This window comes from Chryseobacterium sp. IHB B 17019, assembly GCF_001456155.1.
Lineage (GTDB): Bacteria > Bacteroidota > Bacteroidia > Flavobacteriales > Weeksellaceae > Chryseobacterium.
On sequence record NZ_CP013293.1, the window covers coordinates 3793394 to 3809506 of the forward strand.

Genomic DNA, 16113 nt, shown 5'->3' on the forward strand with positions numbered 1-16113 from the left:
ATTTTATTTTCGCACAATGTTGTCATCCTGAAAGGATCTATGTATGGATCTTCCTATTTTTCATACTATCCTTAGATTCTTTCAGGATGAGAACATTGTGGATATTTCTATGTTTAAATTGACGGGCTACAACCCTAGCCCCGATTGCAACGACATCCTTTTTCTGAATGGCTTTGAAAAAAAGCGATGGAGAAAAAGATATAGTGGAAAGCGGGATAAAGCTTCAAATAAAAACTTAAAACAGCTTTAATTAAAATTTATATTCAACCATAAAGGTTCCTCTCATTCCTAAAGAATTGGTAAAATCTGCGTCTCTTGCTGCCCACCAAGCGATTGCGGGTTGATACATTTTGTTGAAAACGTTTTCGATTCCTAAAGAAACTTTCCAGTTTTTATTGACTTCATAGCTTGATTTAAAGTTGAAAACCGTGTATTCCGGAACTTCGCCCTCTCCGTAAGGATACAAACCGGTTTTTGTATTCGGATCGAATCTGTCTTGCCCGAAAGCGTGGAGCATATCCAATCCAACAGTTAATTTTTGCGTTGGTCTCACCTGAACATAAGCCAAAACTTTGGGTGCGGAAATTCTGCTGTTGTTGATTTTTGTTGAATAATCTCCGTCGTCTTTCGGTGAAGTAATTCCTTCTATCCAGCTGTAACTTCCCCCGAAATTGATCCATCTCGTTGGGTTGAAGTGTAAAAATCCTTCCACACCATACACCACTTCCGGCGCTCTCTGAATGGTAAGCGCTCTGTCCGGGCTTTGAATGAAGGTTGCACCTAATTTTGAAGTACTTACGTAAGATGTTATCTCATAATTGAACCATTTTGTGATCTGTCCTGTTGCTCCCAATTCGTAATTGTTGACGATGATGGGCTTTGTTTCAAGGTTGGTGATGGTGTCAGAAGTTGATGTTCTCAAAATTCTTCCCAATTCGTTAATGGAATAGGCCTGTGAAAAGCTTCCGAAAATATTGATCATGGGATTGATATTGTAACGGATCCCAATGTTTCCAACCAATGCGTTGTATTCCAAATCTCCGCCTTTTACGAAAATACTTTGGGTAAAGGTTCCGTCGTTTTTAATGGTTGAAAGGGTGTTGAAATCTCCAACTTTCACACTCATATTTTCATATCTAAGACCTCCTTTGATGGTAATTTTCTTTAATAAATCGATTTTAATTAAAGCAAATGGAGCAATATTGGTCATATCCATATCGGGCGTCCAGTAGCGGCCGTCTTCCAGCTTCTGAACGGTTTTATCGTTCAAAATATCGACTCCGTAAATGATTTCTGCCTGAGAATTCTGAGCATTCCAAAGTTGAGTATCGAAGTTTGCTCTTGCTCCGTATTTTTTTGAAATTACGTTGGACTGACCACCATTAAAAAATGTATCGCTGTATCCGTAAACGGTTCTGAAGTCCTGTAAATAAAGGTTTACATTCAATGAAGTTCCTTTCCAGATATTTTTATTGTCGTAGCTTACTTTGAAATTATGGTTTCTCGGCGTTCCCTGTGGGGTGGTTTCCAGGTTTTTTCCTTCGCCTTCACCGATGGTTGGTGTGATGCCGTATTTTCCTGTTTTTAAGCCTAAATTTAAATCAGATTTTGATGCGTAACCAATGTATGATGCCTCAACTCTTTGATTGTCATTGATGTTGTAGCCTAACTTCAACATTCCGTTGTAATTATCCATCTTTGCGGTGCTGTAAGTAGGACTTAAATTCACGCCATCCGCATCTTTCATATAACCTGTTCTTTCGTAGGCTAAAGAAACTACATAATCGAATTTATTAGTAATTTTTCCTGAAAGCAATTGACTTGCCCTGAAGCCTAATGTTCCGCCATAAGGCTGTCCTGTAATCCCAAATTGAGAAATTCCGGAAATTTTTTTATCAGAATTGCTTTTTCTTGTAATATAATTAATGATACCTCCGTCTGCACCGTTTCCGTAGATGGATGAAGCGCCTTTTATTACCTCAATTCTTTCGATCACCGAAGGATCGATAGATCTTAAATCTCTCGCCCCATTTCGAAGTGGAGTAGATTGCGGAATTCCGTCAATTAAGACCAAAACCTGGCGGCCTCTCAATGTCTGTCCGGTATTTGAAGTCTGTCCTGAGCTTGTCGCTAAACTCGGAACCGTATATTGTAAAATGCTTGTGATGTCTGAATTTACCGTCAATTGTGACTGAACCAGTTTCTCACCAACAATTGTTACGGAGCTTGGTATTTCTTTGATATTCTCCCTTTTTCTGGATGCTGTCATTACAACTTCGTCCATATCCTTAACCTGTAAAGAATCTTTTTTTTGTGCAAATGTCGTAATCGCAGTTAATGCTGCTACAGATAGTATTATTTTTTTCATGATAGTGTTTTAATTCCTTTTTTCTTTTTTCCCAGCCATACTAAAAATCCCGTTATGGGTAATGATGTGCAGATTAATCCTGTGATGAACCAAATGATTTTTCCCACCAACCCAAAGTATGATCCTGTGTGAATATCATAATTGGCATTGGCATATTTTTCTGCGTTGTTAAGTTCCTGATGAGGTTTATTTGATAATAATTTCCCTGAATATTTATCAAAAACAATCTGATTTCTGATGGCAAATTTTCCGTTTTCACCATAAACAATAACAGGAATGTTTTTTAATTCTTTTCCTTTTTTATTTTTTCCGTTTAATGGAATTCTGAAGCTTGAAGATCCGGCGTATAATTTTCTTGTTTCCTGAGCAGTAAGATCAAAAACCGAATTGTTTTTTGTTAAAAGCGAATCAGGCGACTTGATTTCCTTTTCTTTAGGCAAGTCAACTGAACCTGATAATGTAAAATTGAATGCATTTTTCACCCATGGAAAAGCAAAATAAATTCCGGATAAGCTTAAAAGTAAACTAATAAATGATGCATAAAATCCTAAAATACGGTGAAGATCATAGTTTTTACGTTTCCAGTTTTTCACATTTTTCCAATTGAACCAAAAGCGCCCTTTTGCAGTTTTTTTGCTTTTCGGCCACCAAAGGATAATTCCTGTAATCAGCATAATGATGAAAAGAATCACCGGAATCCCTACCACATATTTCCCCCAGTCTGCTTTTAGCAATAAACTCCAGTGAATGGCTTTTAGAATAGGGAAGAGGTCGTACTTTTCATTGTAAATTCCAAGGATTTCGCCGGTGTATGGATTGACATAAATTAATTTGTTGATTTTTACTTCATCAAAATAATTCCATGCTTTTTTATCCTTTTCGTAATACAGAAACTCATAAGATTTGTTTTTATCTAAAGGAATTTCAACAGAGCTTATAGGATATTTTTCATTGATCTCCAACGCTACTTTTTCACGAAGAGCCTCAATTGACAAGGGTTTTTGTGTAATCGTTTCAGCTTTTACATAAATAGCATCTTTTCTAAGAGCACCCTGAATCTCGTCTTTGAAAACGTACATCGTCCCTGTCAAAGAAACAATAAATACAATAATACCAATGGATAAGCCAAACCACAAATGCAGTTTGGCAGACCATTTTTTTGTAAATGAAGGTTTTTTCTTATGATGATGTTTCTTCCTCATTAAAATATACTATTCCTGAATTTTCAGGAATAGTGGGTTTGTTGTTGATTAAAATTTATAAGCAATCGTTCCTAAGAAGTTTGCTAATTTTTGTGGATTTGCCGTAGAATATCCTGTCCAATAATGTTCATTCGTGAAGTTATCAACTTTAACTCCGATTCTGAATTTCTTGGCATCATAGAACGCATTGGCATTCAAAACGAAATATTTTGGTAAAATGAAATCTCCTGTTACATTATTGTCACTGGCATAATTTCCACCAAATCCGAATCCGAGACCTTTTGCTTTTCCATCAACAAACTGGTAAGCCAAATTGAAATTTGCATTCCAAAACGAACCCGCCGTTGTTGGTCTTAAGTCTGTGGATTCATCCACTGTATCATTGTAAGCCAGACCTCCAACTAAAGAGAAACCTTTTACAAGATATGCGTTAACTTCCAACTCGAAACCTTTGCTGAGTGTAGAAGCAGCCTGTTTTTGAACAGAAACAAAATTTGGGGCATATTCTCCTGTGTAAAGCAATTGGTTTTTCACTTTGATGTTGTAGTAAGAAACCGTTGCATTGAATCTATTATTAAATAAACTCGCTTTGAAACCTCCTTCAAACTGGTTTCCTCTTTCCGGGTCTGATAAAGTTGTATTTCCCGCTATATCAGAAGTATAATACCCATTGGATTTGAATGAGTTTTGGTAATTTCCGAAAACCGAAAATTTATCTTTCACGATTTCGTAAACAATTCCGGCTTTTGGCGAAAATGCGGATTGGTTGAATGCTTTCTCCGAATTTGGTCCAGACGTTCCGCCTAAATAATCATTGTTTTCATAACGAAGCCCTGCTATAATATGCAAGTTGGCAATCGGAGTAAATAAGTTGGAAATATATCCTGAATAGGTATTCAAATCTCTCAAATAATCCCATGTTGAATAATTTGCGGAATTTGCATAAAGTGCAGACAATGCGTCATTATTCATTCCGGAATAATCTGCACCTGAAACTGCTACAGTATCAAAATTAGAGTTCAAATACTTGTAACGTAATCTTTCCGTTGTCCTCATATAGTCAAAACCAACAACAGTTCTGTTTTTCATTCCATTTGAGAAATCATAATTGAAATTGAAGTTTTGTTGAATTTGAAACCAAGATTTTTTACTGCCGTTTGTAGATTGGTCTGCTCTTGCAACTAAATACGAAGAAGATACAGCATCGTATGCAACCGAAAAATATGGATTGTAGCCGTCTGAATAAGAATCGGAATTATTGATGTAAGTATTTGAAGTGATATTATCATTGATTTTCCATTTCACATTTCCAAAAACATTAGAATTTCTTGCAGTCATATATAGATCTTTTCCCGTGAAAGATTCTTTATAATCCAAGCCTGCTACTTTTTCTAAATCTTTCATATTATCAATTCCGTTCAAGGTTTTCGGTGAAAGATAGAAGAAATAAGGATTTGCTGTTACCCGGTTGTGGAATAATTCATAATCTACATTTAACTGCAATTTGTCGGAAACATTCCAAGTCAAGCTGGGAGCGAATGTAGTATATTGATTTTTAGCGTCAGTTTTTGTGAAATTTCCTTCGTTTGTATAAGCCGTATTTATGCGAAAAAGCAAGTCTTTTGTAATCGGAGCGTTAATATCTGCAGTTGCTCTGTAAGTATTGTAAGTTCCGGCAGAAGCTGAAACTGCACCAAAGAAATTTGGCTGAGGTTTTTTGGTAACTCTGTTAATAAGGCCGCCGTAAGAAGCGACTGTGCTTCCATAGAGTGTTCCAACTGGACCTTTCAAAAACTCCAGTGTTTCCACGTTTATTGCATCAATTGTTGAGGTTACGGGTGCAACCACACCATTTCGTGTAGAAGCTTGCGAAGGAAAACCTCTCAAAACGAAGAATGAACCGCCATCTCCGGCTCTTCCTGTAGGGTTCCACATTTTCTGTAAACCAGTTACGTTTCTGTAAGCATCATCAACAGTGAAAATATTTTCATTTTCTAAAATCCCTTTATCGATAGAAGAATAGACTTGTGGATTTTCTATGAATTTCACCGGCATTTTGTTGGAGGATTCGGTATCGAGTTTTTTCACCATTTTATTGATGATAACTTGTTCTATATTTTTAGAATTGATAGAATCCTTTTCCTGTGCAAACGCTAGCATAGAACCCAACATAGAAGCACAAATCAGTACATTTTTCATGAAACTCAAAAATTTTCTGCAAATATATTGTTTTTAATTATTCTAAATAAATTTCAGAATTGATATTTATCATAAAATATTACACAATAAATAATAAAAAACCGCTCCAAGCAGTATTGAAGCGGTTTTTATTCTATTATTAAATAATTCTTATGAAGGAATTTCTCCTTTATATAAGAAAGAAATAATTTCTTTATTTAATCTGTCAATCATTTCACTGAATAGGTGGAAAGATTCCTGTTTGTAAATTACCAATGGATCTTTCTGCTCGTAAACGGCACCCTGAGAGGATTTTCTTAAATCATCCATCTCACGAAGGTGAAGCTTCCAGTTTTCATCAATGATTGATAAAGTGATGTTCTTTTCAAAATCATTTACTAGGCTCTCACATTTTGTGTCATAGGCTTCCTTAAGATCTGCAACGATCGTCAGTGTTTTGTGACCGTCCGTGAAAGGAACCTGGATCATTTTAAACATAGAACCTTGATTCTGATATACGTTTTCAATGATTGGGAATGATTTTTCTTTCAATAAGTTCAGCTTCATCTGATAATCATCCTGAGCTGCCTGGAATAAAAGATTCGTTAGTTCCTGAACAGTTTTATTCTTAAAATCGTTTTCGGAAACTGGAGATTCCATGGTGAAAGTTTTGATGATCTCATATTCGAAATCTTTATAACTTCCTGTAGCTTTTCCTTTGTTTACAATTGAATTGGCTACATCAAAAATCATATTCGCGATATCGTACTTTAAGTGATCTCCAAATAAGGCATTCTTTCTTCTCTTATAAATAACGTCACGCTGTTTGTTCATAACGTCATCATACTCAAGAAGCCTTTTTCTTGTTCCGAAGTTGTTTTCCTCTACTTTTTTCTGAGCTCTTTCGATAGATTTGCTAATCATAGAATGTTGAATAACTTCACCTTCCTTATGACCCATTCTGTCCATCATTTTTGCGATTCTTTCAGAACCGAAAAGACGCATCAAATTATCTTCCAAAGAAACATAGAACTGCGAGCTTCCCGGATCTCCCTGACGTCCTGCTCTACCTCTCAACTGTCTGTCAACACGTCTTGAATCGTGTCTTTCTGTACCAATAATTGCTAAACCTCCGGCTTCTTTTACTTCTTTGGAAAGTTTAATATCGGTACCACGACCCGCCATGTTGGTTGCAATAGTTACAACTCCCGGCTGTCCTGCTCCTGCAACGATTTCCGCTTCTTTTTTGTGAAGCTTTGCGTTAAGAACCTGGTGAGGAATTTTTCTTAATTGAAGCGCTTTTGAAAGTAACTGAGAAATTTCAACAGAAGTCGTACCTACCAATACAGGTCTTCTTGCTGCTGTTAATTTTTCAATTTCTTCAATTACTGCGTTATATTTTTCTCTGTTAGTTTTGAAAACTAAATCCTGTTTGTCATTTCTTAAAATTGGGCGGTTGGTAGGAATTACCACAACGTCTAATTTGTAGATTTCCCAAAGCTCGCCTGCTTCAGTTTCGGCAGTACCTGTCATCCCCGCAAGCTTGTTGTACATACGGAAATAGTTTTGAAGCGTAATGGTTGCAAAAGTTTGGGTTGCAGCCTCGATTTTTACGTTCTCTTTCGCTTCAATCGCCTGGTGAAGACCGTCTGAATAACGTCTTCCTTCCATGATACGGCCTGTCTGCTCATCAACGATTTTTACTTCGCCATCAATTACCACATATTCATCATCTTTTTCGAATAAGGTATATGCTTTTAATAATTGGCTCATTGTGTGAACTCTTTCGGATTTTTCGGCAAAATCAGAGAATAGTTTTTCTTTAGCTTCAAATTCTTCTTCTTTAGATAAATTTTTAGCTTCAAGTTCTGCGATTTCAGTTCCGATATCCGGAAGAACGAAGAAATTATTATCTTCATTTCCTTGAGACATGTATTCAACCCCTTTGTCTGTAAGGTCAACCTGATTGTTCTTTTCTTCAATTACGAAGTAAAGATCTTTATCTACAATCGGCATATCACGGTTGTTGTCCTGCATGTATTGAGCCTCAGTTTTCTGAAGCAATGCGCGGTTTCCGCTTTCCGATAAGAATTTAATTAATTGTCTGTTTTTAGGAAGACCTCTGTATGCCTGAAGCAATTTGAATCCTCCTTCTTTCGTGTTTCCTGCAGCGATTAATTTTTTAGCTTCATTAAAAATTGCAGAAACGGTTTTTTTCTGAACTTCAACAATTCTGTCGATGGAAGGCTTCAGAACATCGAATTCCTGTCTGTCTCCCTGTGGAACCGGACCGGAAATAATCAATGGTGTTCTTGCGTCATCTACCAAAACAGAGTCAACCTCATCCACGATAGCAAAGTTTAATTCTCTTTGTACCAGTTCTGAAGGTGAAGTTACCATGTTATCTCTCAAATAATCGAAACCGAATTCGTTATTCGTTCCGTAAGTAATATCTGAGTTGTATGCTTTTCTTCTTCCGTCCGAGTTCGGCTGGTGGTTATCAATACAGTCGATTGACATACCGTGGAATTGATATAGCGGTCCCATCCAAGCGGAGTCCCTTTTTGCAAGGTAGTCATTCACGGTTACTACGTGAACTCCTCTTCCAGGAAGTGCATTTAAGAAAATTGGAAGCGTACCTACCAAAGTTTTACCTTCACCGGTTGCCATCTCGGCAATTTTACCACTGTGAAGAATAACCCCTCCGATAAACTGAACATCATAATGTACCATGTCCCAGTTTACTGGTGTTCCGGCAGCATCCCATGAGTTTTTCCAAACAGCCTGATCCCCCTGAATTTCTAAGAAATCTTTACCTGCAGCTGCTAATTGTCTGTCCCAATCAGTTGCTGTCACACGGATTTCTCCGTTTTCAGCCCATCTTCTTGCTGTCTCTTTTACCAAGGCAAAAGCTTCAGGAAGGATTTGTAGGAGGATTTTCTCTTCAATTTCGTATGATTCCTTTTTCAGAGCTTCAATTTTTGAAAAAAGAGCTTCTTTTTCATCTACATTTGTAGATGCCTTGATTTGCTCCTGGATCTGTTCTATTTGAGCTGTGATTTTGCTGGTGGCGGTTTTAATGCTCTCTTTAAACTCAGCAGTTTTATCTCTTAAACCATCATCAGACAATTGCTGAATTGTTGGTTCAACAGCTTTGATTTTTGTTACAACTTTTTTTACTTCTTTAAGGTCCTGCGCTTTCTTGTCTCCCAAAAACCCTTTAAGAACTTTGTTTAAAAAACTCATAAATTTTTTACTTTATGCTTAAAGCGATATACTTTAAGCGTTTTATTAACACGCTTATTGCGCAAAAATTGATATTTGAAAAAGGGCAAAAAAGCTTTAAGCTTATTGCCTAAAGCTTATCGCTTTAATTAATATTCGTCTTCATTCCAAAGGAAGTCTTCATCGGTTGGATAATCACTCCAAACCTCTTCAATTGATTCATAGATCTCACCTTCGTCTTCAATAGCCTGAAGATTTTCTACTACTTCCATAGGTGCACCAGTTCTGATTGCGTAGTCAATAAGCTCTGCTTTAGTCATTGGCCAAGGTGCGTCACTTAAGTATGAAGCTAATTCTAATGTCCAGTACATAATTTCTCTAATTTTTTGCAAAAGTATAAAAATAGCTTATATTATATGCTTTTTTACACCTGATTTTCAATTCTTTTTATTAATTTTTGTTCATTGTAGGTTACAGAGAGCATTTAAACGATGTTCTGCTACTTACCTTGAGTCATTTTCTCAAAAACCATTCCACAAATTTTTTTATGCCATTTTGGAAGTTGGTGTCAGGTTTATAGCCTATTAATGTCTTAGCTTTTGTAATATCGGCATTGGTTTTCTGGACATCTCCCGGCTGCATTGGCAGATTTTTCCGAATGGCAGATTTTCCCAAGGTATTTTCTATGGTGGAAAGCATTTCATTTAAATTAATCACTTGGCTTTCCCCAAGGTTCATAATTTCATAAACGTCCGAATTATTTTCTAAATAAGTAATGGATTTTGTAATTCCATCAATAATATCATCAATATAGGTATAATCTCTGGCTGTGGTTCCGTCTCCGTAAAAAGGGATTTCCTGATTTTCGGAAATTAATTTTGTAAATTTATGAATAGCTAGATCAGGTCTTTGTCTCGGACCATAAACCGTGAAAAACCTTAGCTGAATCATATCAATTTTATATAAATCATGGTAAACATGACCTAAAATTTCTCCACATTTTTTAGTTGCAGCATAGGGTGAAATAGGGCTGTCAACATTGTCAGTCTCGGCAAAAGGAGTTTTTTCGTTATTGCCATAAACGCTTGATGAAGAAGCACAAATGAACTTTTTAATAGTAAAATCTTTGCATAATTCCCAAAGATTCATCGTTCCCCGAACATTTACTTCTTCATATTCCAAAGGTCTTTCAATGGATGGCCGAACTCCGGCAAGCGCAGCAAGATGGATAATTAGATCAATTTTATGATTTTGGAAAATTTCCTCAAGCCCTTTTTTATCCCGAATATCTTGATGATAAAGTGTATAATTGTCTGATTTTGAAAGAGAAATTAATTTCTTAATATCATCCTCCTTATCAGAGAATTCAAAATCCGAAATTTTGTCAATTGACTCTAAAGTATTTTTGATTTTTATCTGATAACTATAGAAATCATCAAAATTGTCAATGTTTATGACAGAATGTCCTTTTTTTAATAATTGTTCTACTAAGTGTGAACCAATAAATCCGCTTCCGCCTGTTACAAGATATTTCATCCGTGTCTTTTAATAATGCAAAAATATAAAAATTAGTTTTTGAAAATATAATCATTAAATTTACTTAAAAAAGTAACATAAAATTAATATGCGTTTTCAAGGGCAAATTTTAAAGATGACGAGCTTCAATGATGAGCCGATCCAATATTATCTTAATCTATCGGGTGATCTTATCCACATGAATGAGCTGTTCGGGAAAGAATTAACGATAAAACATATAGGTTTTCAATGTGTAAACTGCCAGGAAAGTAAACCGATTTACAGAATGGGATTTTGTAAGAATTGCTTTTTTGAAAGTCCTTACGCGAGTGATACCATCATTCGTCCGGAACTTTCTACAGCGCATTTGGGCGTTGCAGAGCGTGATCTGGACGTAGAAAAGCAAATTCAGCTTCAGCCACACACGGTTTATCTGGCTTACACCGGAGAAGTGAAGGTGGGCGTGACAAGAAATACACAAATTCCTACAAGATGGATCGATCAGGGTGCGACATTTGCATTGCCTATTGCAAGAACTGAAAACCGCTACGAAGCAGGAATGATTGAAGTTGCTTTAAAACAGCATGTTCCCGATAAAACAAGTTGGAAAAAAATGCTTCAGGATGATTTGGAAGATGATATTGACTTAGCAGATTTCCAACAAAAAATAAAAGAATACTTTCCGGAAGATTTTCAGAAATTCTACAGTGAAGGTGAAAACCTCTGGACATTCGACTATCCTTTTGAAAAACCAGAAAAAGTAGCTTCTTTCACGTTGGATAAAAGACCGGAATTCACTGGAAGACTTACAGGCATTAAAGGACAGTATCTTGGTTTCCATGGTGGTGAGTTTATTAATGTGAGAGGGCATGAAGGATATGTTATTGAATTGAATATCAGTAATTGATCCTATTAAATAAAAACAAATAACAATATGAGAAAATGGGTTAAAAAGCTTTTAATAGGTTTTGGGATTCTGCTGGGAGTGATCCTTCTCGCAAATTTCGGACTTAATATCTGGCTTAAAACCCAGCTTCCTAATTACATCAAAAACAATACGGATTACAAGATTTCCTATAAGCTTTTGGAGGTTGATCTGTTGTCCGGAAATATCCTTTCAACGGGCGTTTCCGTTAATAGTAAGAACCCTCAGAATATTAATGTGATCGGGCTTCAAGGAACAATTGACACTTTGAAGGTCAGCCGTTTTGGGATTTATGATGCCGTTTTTAATAAGCAGATCAATTCATCTGACTTATTGTTATCAAGTCCCAGCCTGAATATTGTACTTGCAAAGCCGGTCGACAATAAAACAGGCAAAAAAAGAAATCCTTTTCTTTTCGAAAATATCAGGATCAATAACGGAAGCATCAGCATTTTCAGACATACAAAACAAAAGTTTTTATCTGTTCAGGATTTGAATTTGGATGTTGAAAACCTGCAGATGACGGAAGAGTCTGTTGAAAACCAGCTTCCGGTTGTTTTTGATAAATATGATATTAAAGGAAAGAACTTTTTTGTTCGTCCGGATAATATTTATGCTTTAAAAATCAAATCAATAACGACTTCGAACGGGCAAATGTCTGTGGAAGATTTCCGTTTAATTCCTTTGTTGAATATTGATCAGCTGAAAAGATTTTATCCGAAAAGAACAAAGCTGTATCAGTTTAGTATTCCAAAAATGGAATTCAAAGATGTGATTCTTAAAAAAAATATCGTTTCTCTTGCCAATGCAGATTTTCAATATCCTAATCTTTTGGTTTTCAATACGGATGCTGTTCCTATAAAAATTAAAAAAACCTCTGATTTTGAGCTTAATCTGGAAGATGTAAGAGTGAATAATGCGACCGTAAAAATAGTCAAACCGGACGGAAATGATCTTTTGGTTGCAAAAAGCCTTAATCTTAATGCCAATACATTAAAATTTGACAAAGAAACAAGGGAACAGGTAATCCCGGTGGGCTATAAAAACTTCCAGTTTTCGGGAAAAGATATTGTATACTCGACTCATCAGAATTATAGTATTGGAAGCATTGCCCTGAACCAAAAAAGCGGTGAAATGAGGGATATTTCCGTTACGCCGAATGTGCTCGACCCGGGAAGAAGAGCTATGAATTTAAAAGCAAATTTCGCTTCTTTTAATATCAATAAGTTTGAGTTTATCAATAGAAAATTAAATCTTGATATAAAAGATATTTTGGTTGATAAAGCAAACGGAACAATAAAAATTGGTGAAAAAATTGCACGGAAAGTTCGTAAAGAGAATAACGTAGAGCTCATTCTAGCCCGAAAAGTTACTTTGAAAAACTCTAATGTTGCTTATGATAAAGGAGGCGAGCCTTTGGTTTTTAATGATTTAAATGCAACAATTAATAATGTTGAATACAAGTCCAAGCCCAATTATTACGGGCACACTTTAAAAGTAGGAGATTATTTTCTGACGACCCGCAATTTTGCCTACAAAACCAAATTTTACAATATGACGGTGGGGCTTTTAAAATTAAATAAAAATAAAGTCCAGATCAACAATTTTGGGATGAAGCCTCTCGTTTCAAGGGCGCAGTTTATCAAAATGATACCTGTGGAAAGGGATTTATATGATTTAAAAGCAAATCAGATTTCAGCTGAGGGAAACTGGGATCTTTTTTCTGAAAACAAGTTCATCACGGCTTCCCATGTAGTGATCCAGTCTGCAGATGCCAATATTTTCAGGAGCAAAATCCCAAAAGACGACCCGAAAGAAAAGCCTTTGTACTCCAGAATGCTCAGATCCATTAAAATTCCGTTGATTGTCAATAATCTTGATTTGAAAAACTCGGTTCTGGTCTATGAAGAAGATACTCCGGAAAGCCTGGGACCGGGAAAACTTACATTCAGTAATTTTAATATGAATGTGAAAAACTTAAATTCTGCAAAAACAAAAGGAAAACCCACAAAAGTTGACATCAGAATCAATTGCTCATTCATGAATATGGCTCCATTGGCTGTTAGCTGGAATTTTGATGTGGCAGATCAGCGTGATATATTTAATATTTCCGGAAGGGCGCTCAATCTTCCTGCGGCAGGAATCAATCCGTTTATCCGTCCGTATCTGCATGTGACGGCTACAGGAACTATTCAGGAGATGATTTTTAATTTCAGGGGGAATCCTAAAGGCTTGAATGGGAGATTTAATCTTAGGCATAAAGATTTGAAGGTTGCCATTTTAGACAAAAATAATAATGAAAAGAAAGGTTTCCTTTCAGCAATTGCCAATCTTGTTGTAAAATCAAATTCGGGTAAACTTCCTCAGGATGTGATGGTTGAAGATGTGGAAAGAGATCCTACCAAATCCTTTTTTAATTTGTTTTGGAGAGGAATTGAGCAGGGTTTGAAGAAAACTTTAATAGGAATTAATATAGATAAAACCAAGAAAACTGTTCAAAAAACAGTGGCAGGGGTAAAAGATATGAAACAGTCTGTAAAAGAAATCGGACAGGAAATAAAAAGATCGCGCCCTGAGAAAAAGGAACAGCCGAAACCGGCAGAAGAAAAAAAGAAAGGCTTTCTGAAAGGTGTTTTCAAGAAAAAAGAAAAACCCGAAGCTGAATAGTTCCGGGCTTATTTTATTTTATTCAAAATCAAATTCGTCACTTTCTAAAATAGGAATTTCTCTTAAAAAATTATCAAATTCCTTTGGGTAATTACTCTCCGCACCATAAGAATCAATGATCATTCCGTGGTTTCCTTCATTATCTTTTACAACATACAAAACGGCATTGTCATCTGGGCTGCTCGGTCCCTCAAAACGGTAAGTTTTTATGATGGTTAATTCAGACGGAGTGTAGATTTTTTCTGAATTTTCAAACTTCATTTCACGGTCTTCATTCATCCTAAACTCTCTGTGGATACCTCTTTGTGCTAATCTCGTCATGACCTGACTTAAGGTAGTCATTTTGTCAATATTTCCTGTACTTTCCATAATAAAATTTTTATTGTTTACTACAATAATTAAACCATTGACAATGAAATTAAGGCATTTTAATGAATAATATTTTTCTTAGGATTCAATTTTAATGTTAACAAAATTTATAATTTGAATTGATTAATTGGGTATACTTTTTGCAATAAACAGTTTAATAAATCGGACAAACATGAAAAAAGAAGTCGGAGTATTACTGGCAGGAGGAGTTGGTCTTTTGGCAGTATTAAGCTTTATAGGGATTAAAAAAATATTACACAGAAAAGACAAAAAATATAGTGATACCTATTCAGACTATCACAGGCACTTTGATGAAAAAAACCACGACGACGAATACCACGGCGTGGAATTTTACGCACTGAAGTAGTAAAAAAATATATTTAATTATGTTTAAATCCAACACTTTTGAAAGTGTTGGATTTTTTTGTGGAAAACTTTAGTGTTAAAACTCATTATTTTCAAAAAATTCCATTCTAATTTTACATCTGAAATGCAGAACGAAAATATCATAAAAGGTCAGGGAGCTCAGCGAAATGTTATCAACCGTTTCGACAGATATACCTTTGAACCTGAAGATGAAGATTTTGAAACTGTAAAAACAACTTTCACGGAAGTTTTCCCGAAAACCATTGTAAATCAGGTAAAAAGCGAAGATTTGCCGATGGAATATTCCATGAATCCATACCAGGGCTGTGAGCATGGATGTTCGTATTGTTTTGCAAGACCTACCCACGAATATTGGGGATACAGCGCTGGGATTGATTTCGAAAGAAAGATAATGGTGAAGAAAAATGCACCGGAATTACTGGAAAAATTTTTCCAGAAAAGAGGTTATAAACCTGCCCCGATTTTACTCTCAGGAAACACCGACTGTTACCAACCTGCTGAAAGGCAATTCGAGATTACAAAAAAGATGTTGCAGATCTGCCTTGATTACAGGCATCCTGTCAATATTCTCACGAAAAATGCTCTGGTTTTAAGGGATATTGAAATATTAAAGCCAATGGCTGAACAGAATTTGGTCTCCGTTTCACTCAGCATTCCTACCATTAACGAGGAACTGCGCAGGAAAATGGAACCGCGCACAAGCTCGGCAAAAAATAAGCTGAAAGCCGTAGAAATCCTCTCCGAAAACAAAGTTCCTGTGAATGTAATGGTTGCACCCATTATTCCGGGATTGAACAGTGATGAACCTTTAACGATTTTAAAAGCTATTTCCGATGCTGGAGCACAAAGTTTCGGCTATACTTTGGTAAGATTGAATGATACGGTAGAACCTGTTTTTGTAAAGTGGATAGAATCTGCTTTTCCGGATCGGGCGCAAAAAGTATTGAATTTAATTCGTTCAATGAGAGGTGGAAAGCTAGGTGAGAAAAGATATTTTAACAGGCAAAAAGGAGAAGGAAATATTGCAGAAATGATTCATAATACTTTTAAAATCGGAAGAAAAAAATATTTCGATGGGAAAGAATTTCCAAAACTTACAACTGCAAATTTTACAGGATCTAAAGATCAGCAATTGCGATTATTTGATTAATCTTAACCACAGATTTTACGGATTTTCACAGATGATTGTGTATTGTTTTTTGTGTTTATTTGTGAAAATATTGGTGCCATCTGTTAAAAATTTAATTAAAAATAAAAAACCGCTCCGAAAAGGAACG

General features: G+C 35.9%; 12 protein-coding genes. 5 read left to right on the plus strand and 7 right to left on the minus strand.

All coding sequences use genetic code 11. From position 1 onward, the window contains the following. Nucleotides 1-43: 43 nt before the first annotated feature. Nucleotides 44-250, plus strand: a complete 207-nt coding sequence (locus ATE47_RS17560; RefSeq protein ID WP_062163178.1) for a hypothetical protein — start codon at nucleotides 44-46, stop codon at nucleotides 248-250. Here ATE47_RS17560 and ATE47_RS17565 read toward each other — a convergent pair whose 3' ends face one another. The 6 genes from ATE47_RS17565 to ATE47_RS17590 form a co-directional block, all read right to left on the minus strand. Further along, the gene (locus tag ATE47_RS17565; protein ID WP_062163179.1) at nucleotides 251-2368 is read right to left on the minus strand and encodes a TonB-dependent receptor; all 2118 of its coding nucleotides are present in this window, start codon (nucleotides 2366-2368) and stop codon (nucleotides 251-253) included. Continuing rightward, nucleotides 2365-3570: a PepSY-associated TM helix domain-containing protein gene (locus ATE47_RS17570; RefSeq protein WP_062163180.1), complete on the minus strand. Its 1206-nt coding sequence runs from the start codon at nucleotides 3568-3570 to the stop codon at nucleotides 2365-2367. Before ATE47_RS17570 ends, ATE47_RS17565 begins: the two co-directional genes overlap by 4 nt. Nucleotides 3571-3618: 48 nt before the next feature. Further along, nucleotides 3619-5769, minus strand: coding sequence for a TonB-dependent siderophore receptor (locus tag ATE47_RS17575; RefSeq protein ID WP_062163181.1), 2151 nt, complete (start codon nucleotides 5767-5769; stop codon nucleotides 3619-3621). 150 nt (nucleotides 5770-5919) lie between these two features. After that, complete coding sequence (gene secA, locus ATE47_RS17580; RefSeq protein ID WP_062163182.1) at nucleotides 5920-8994, minus strand: preprotein translocase subunit SecA; 3075 nt, start codon at nucleotides 8992-8994, stop codon at nucleotides 5920-5922. Nucleotides 8995-9122: 128 nt separating this feature from the next. Further along, entirely contained in the window at nucleotides 9123-9344 is a 222-nt protein-coding gene (locus ATE47_RS17585; RefSeq protein WP_002662059.1) for a DUF2795 domain-containing protein, read from the minus strand. 142 nt (nucleotides 9345-9486) lie between these two features. Continuing rightward, nucleotides 9487-10509, minus strand: coding sequence for a GDP-mannose 4,6-dehydratase (locus ATE47_RS17590; protein WP_062163183.1), 1023 nt, complete (start codon nucleotides 10507-10509; stop codon nucleotides 9487-9489). Between the two features lie 88 nt (nucleotides 10510-10597). Here ATE47_RS17590 and ATE47_RS17595 point away from each other — a divergent pair, with 88 nt between their 5' ends. Beyond that, the gene (locus ATE47_RS17595) at nucleotides 10598-11395 is read left to right on the plus strand and encodes a DUF2797 domain-containing protein (RefSeq protein WP_062163184.1); all 798 of its coding nucleotides are present in this window, start codon (nucleotides 10598-10600) and stop codon (nucleotides 11393-11395) included. A gap of 27 nt (nucleotides 11396-11422) precedes the next feature. Continuing rightward, nucleotides 11423-14080, plus strand: coding sequence for a hypothetical protein (locus tag ATE47_RS17600; protein WP_062163185.1), 2658 nt, complete (start codon nucleotides 11423-11425; stop codon nucleotides 14078-14080). 18 nt (nucleotides 14081-14098) lie between these two features. Here ATE47_RS17600 and ATE47_RS17605 read toward each other — a convergent pair whose 3' ends face one another. Further along, on the minus strand, nucleotides 14099-14449 hold the full coding sequence (locus tag ATE47_RS17605; protein ID WP_062163186.1) for a hypothetical protein: 351 nt from the start codon (nucleotides 14447-14449) through the stop codon (nucleotides 14099-14101). A gap of 172 nt (nucleotides 14450-14621) precedes the next feature. Here ATE47_RS17605 and ATE47_RS17610 point away from each other — a divergent pair, with 172 nt between their 5' ends. Both ATE47_RS17610 and ATE47_RS17615 read left to right on the plus strand, forming a co-directional pair. Continuing rightward, entirely contained in the window at nucleotides 14622-14816 is a 195-nt protein-coding gene (locus ATE47_RS17610; protein WP_062163187.1) for a hypothetical protein, read from the plus strand. A gap of 123 nt (nucleotides 14817-14939) precedes the next feature. Continuing rightward, the gene (locus ATE47_RS17615) at nucleotides 14940-15986 is read left to right on the plus strand and encodes a PA0069 family radical SAM protein (protein ID WP_062163602.1); all 1047 of its coding nucleotides are present in this window, start codon (nucleotides 14940-14942) and stop codon (nucleotides 15984-15986) included. Nucleotides 15987-16113 lie beyond the last annotated feature (127 nt).

Excerpts from the sequence above, each read along its gene's own strand:
- ATE47_RS17585 (WP_002662059.1), bottom strand. The coding sequence starts at position 9,344 with ATGTACTGGACATTAGAATTAGCTTCATACTTAAGTGACGCACCTTGG.
- ATE47_RS17575 (WP_062163181.1), bottom strand. The coding sequence starts at position 5,769 with ATGAAAAATGTACTGATTTGTGCTTCTATGTTGGGTTCTATGCTAGCG.
- ATE47_RS17605 (WP_062163186.1), bottom strand. The coding sequence starts at position 14,449 with ATGGAAAGTACAGGAAATATTGACAAAATGACTACCTTAAGTCAGGTC.
- ATE47_RS17610 (WP_062163187.1), top strand. The coding sequence starts at position 14,622 with ATGAAAAAAGAAGTCGGAGTATTACTGGCAGGAGGAGTTGGTCTTTTG.
- ATE47_RS17615 (WP_062163602.1), top strand. The coding sequence starts at position 14,940 with ATGCAGAACGAAAATATCATAAAAGGTCAGGGAGCTCAGCGAAATGTT.
- ATE47_RS17590 (WP_062163183.1), bottom strand. The coding sequence starts at position 10,509 with ATGAAATATCTTGTAACAGGCGGAAGCGGATTTATTGGTTCACACTTA.
- ATE47_RS17600 (WP_062163185.1), top strand. The coding sequence starts at position 11,423 with ATGAGAAAATGGGTTAAAAAGCTTTTAATAGGTTTTGGGATTCTGCTG.
- ATE47_RS17565 (WP_062163179.1), bottom strand. The coding sequence starts at position 2,368 with ATGAAAAAAATAATACTATCTGTAGCAGCATTAACTGCGATTACGACA.
- ATE47_RS17570 (WP_062163180.1), bottom strand. The coding sequence starts at position 3,570 with ATGAGGAAGAAACATCATCATAAGAAAAAACCTTCATTTACAAAAAAA.
- ATE47_RS17595 (WP_062163184.1), top strand. The coding sequence starts at position 10,598 with ATGCGTTTTCAAGGGCAAATTTTAAAGATGACGAGCTTCAATGATGAG.
- secA (WP_062163182.1), bottom strand. The coding sequence starts at position 8,994 with ATGAGTTTTTTAAACAAAGTTCTTAAAGGGTTTTTGGGAGACAAGAAA.
- ATE47_RS17560 (WP_062163178.1), top strand. The coding sequence starts at position 44 with ATGGATCTTCCTATTTTTCATACTATCCTTAGATTCTTTCAGGATGAG.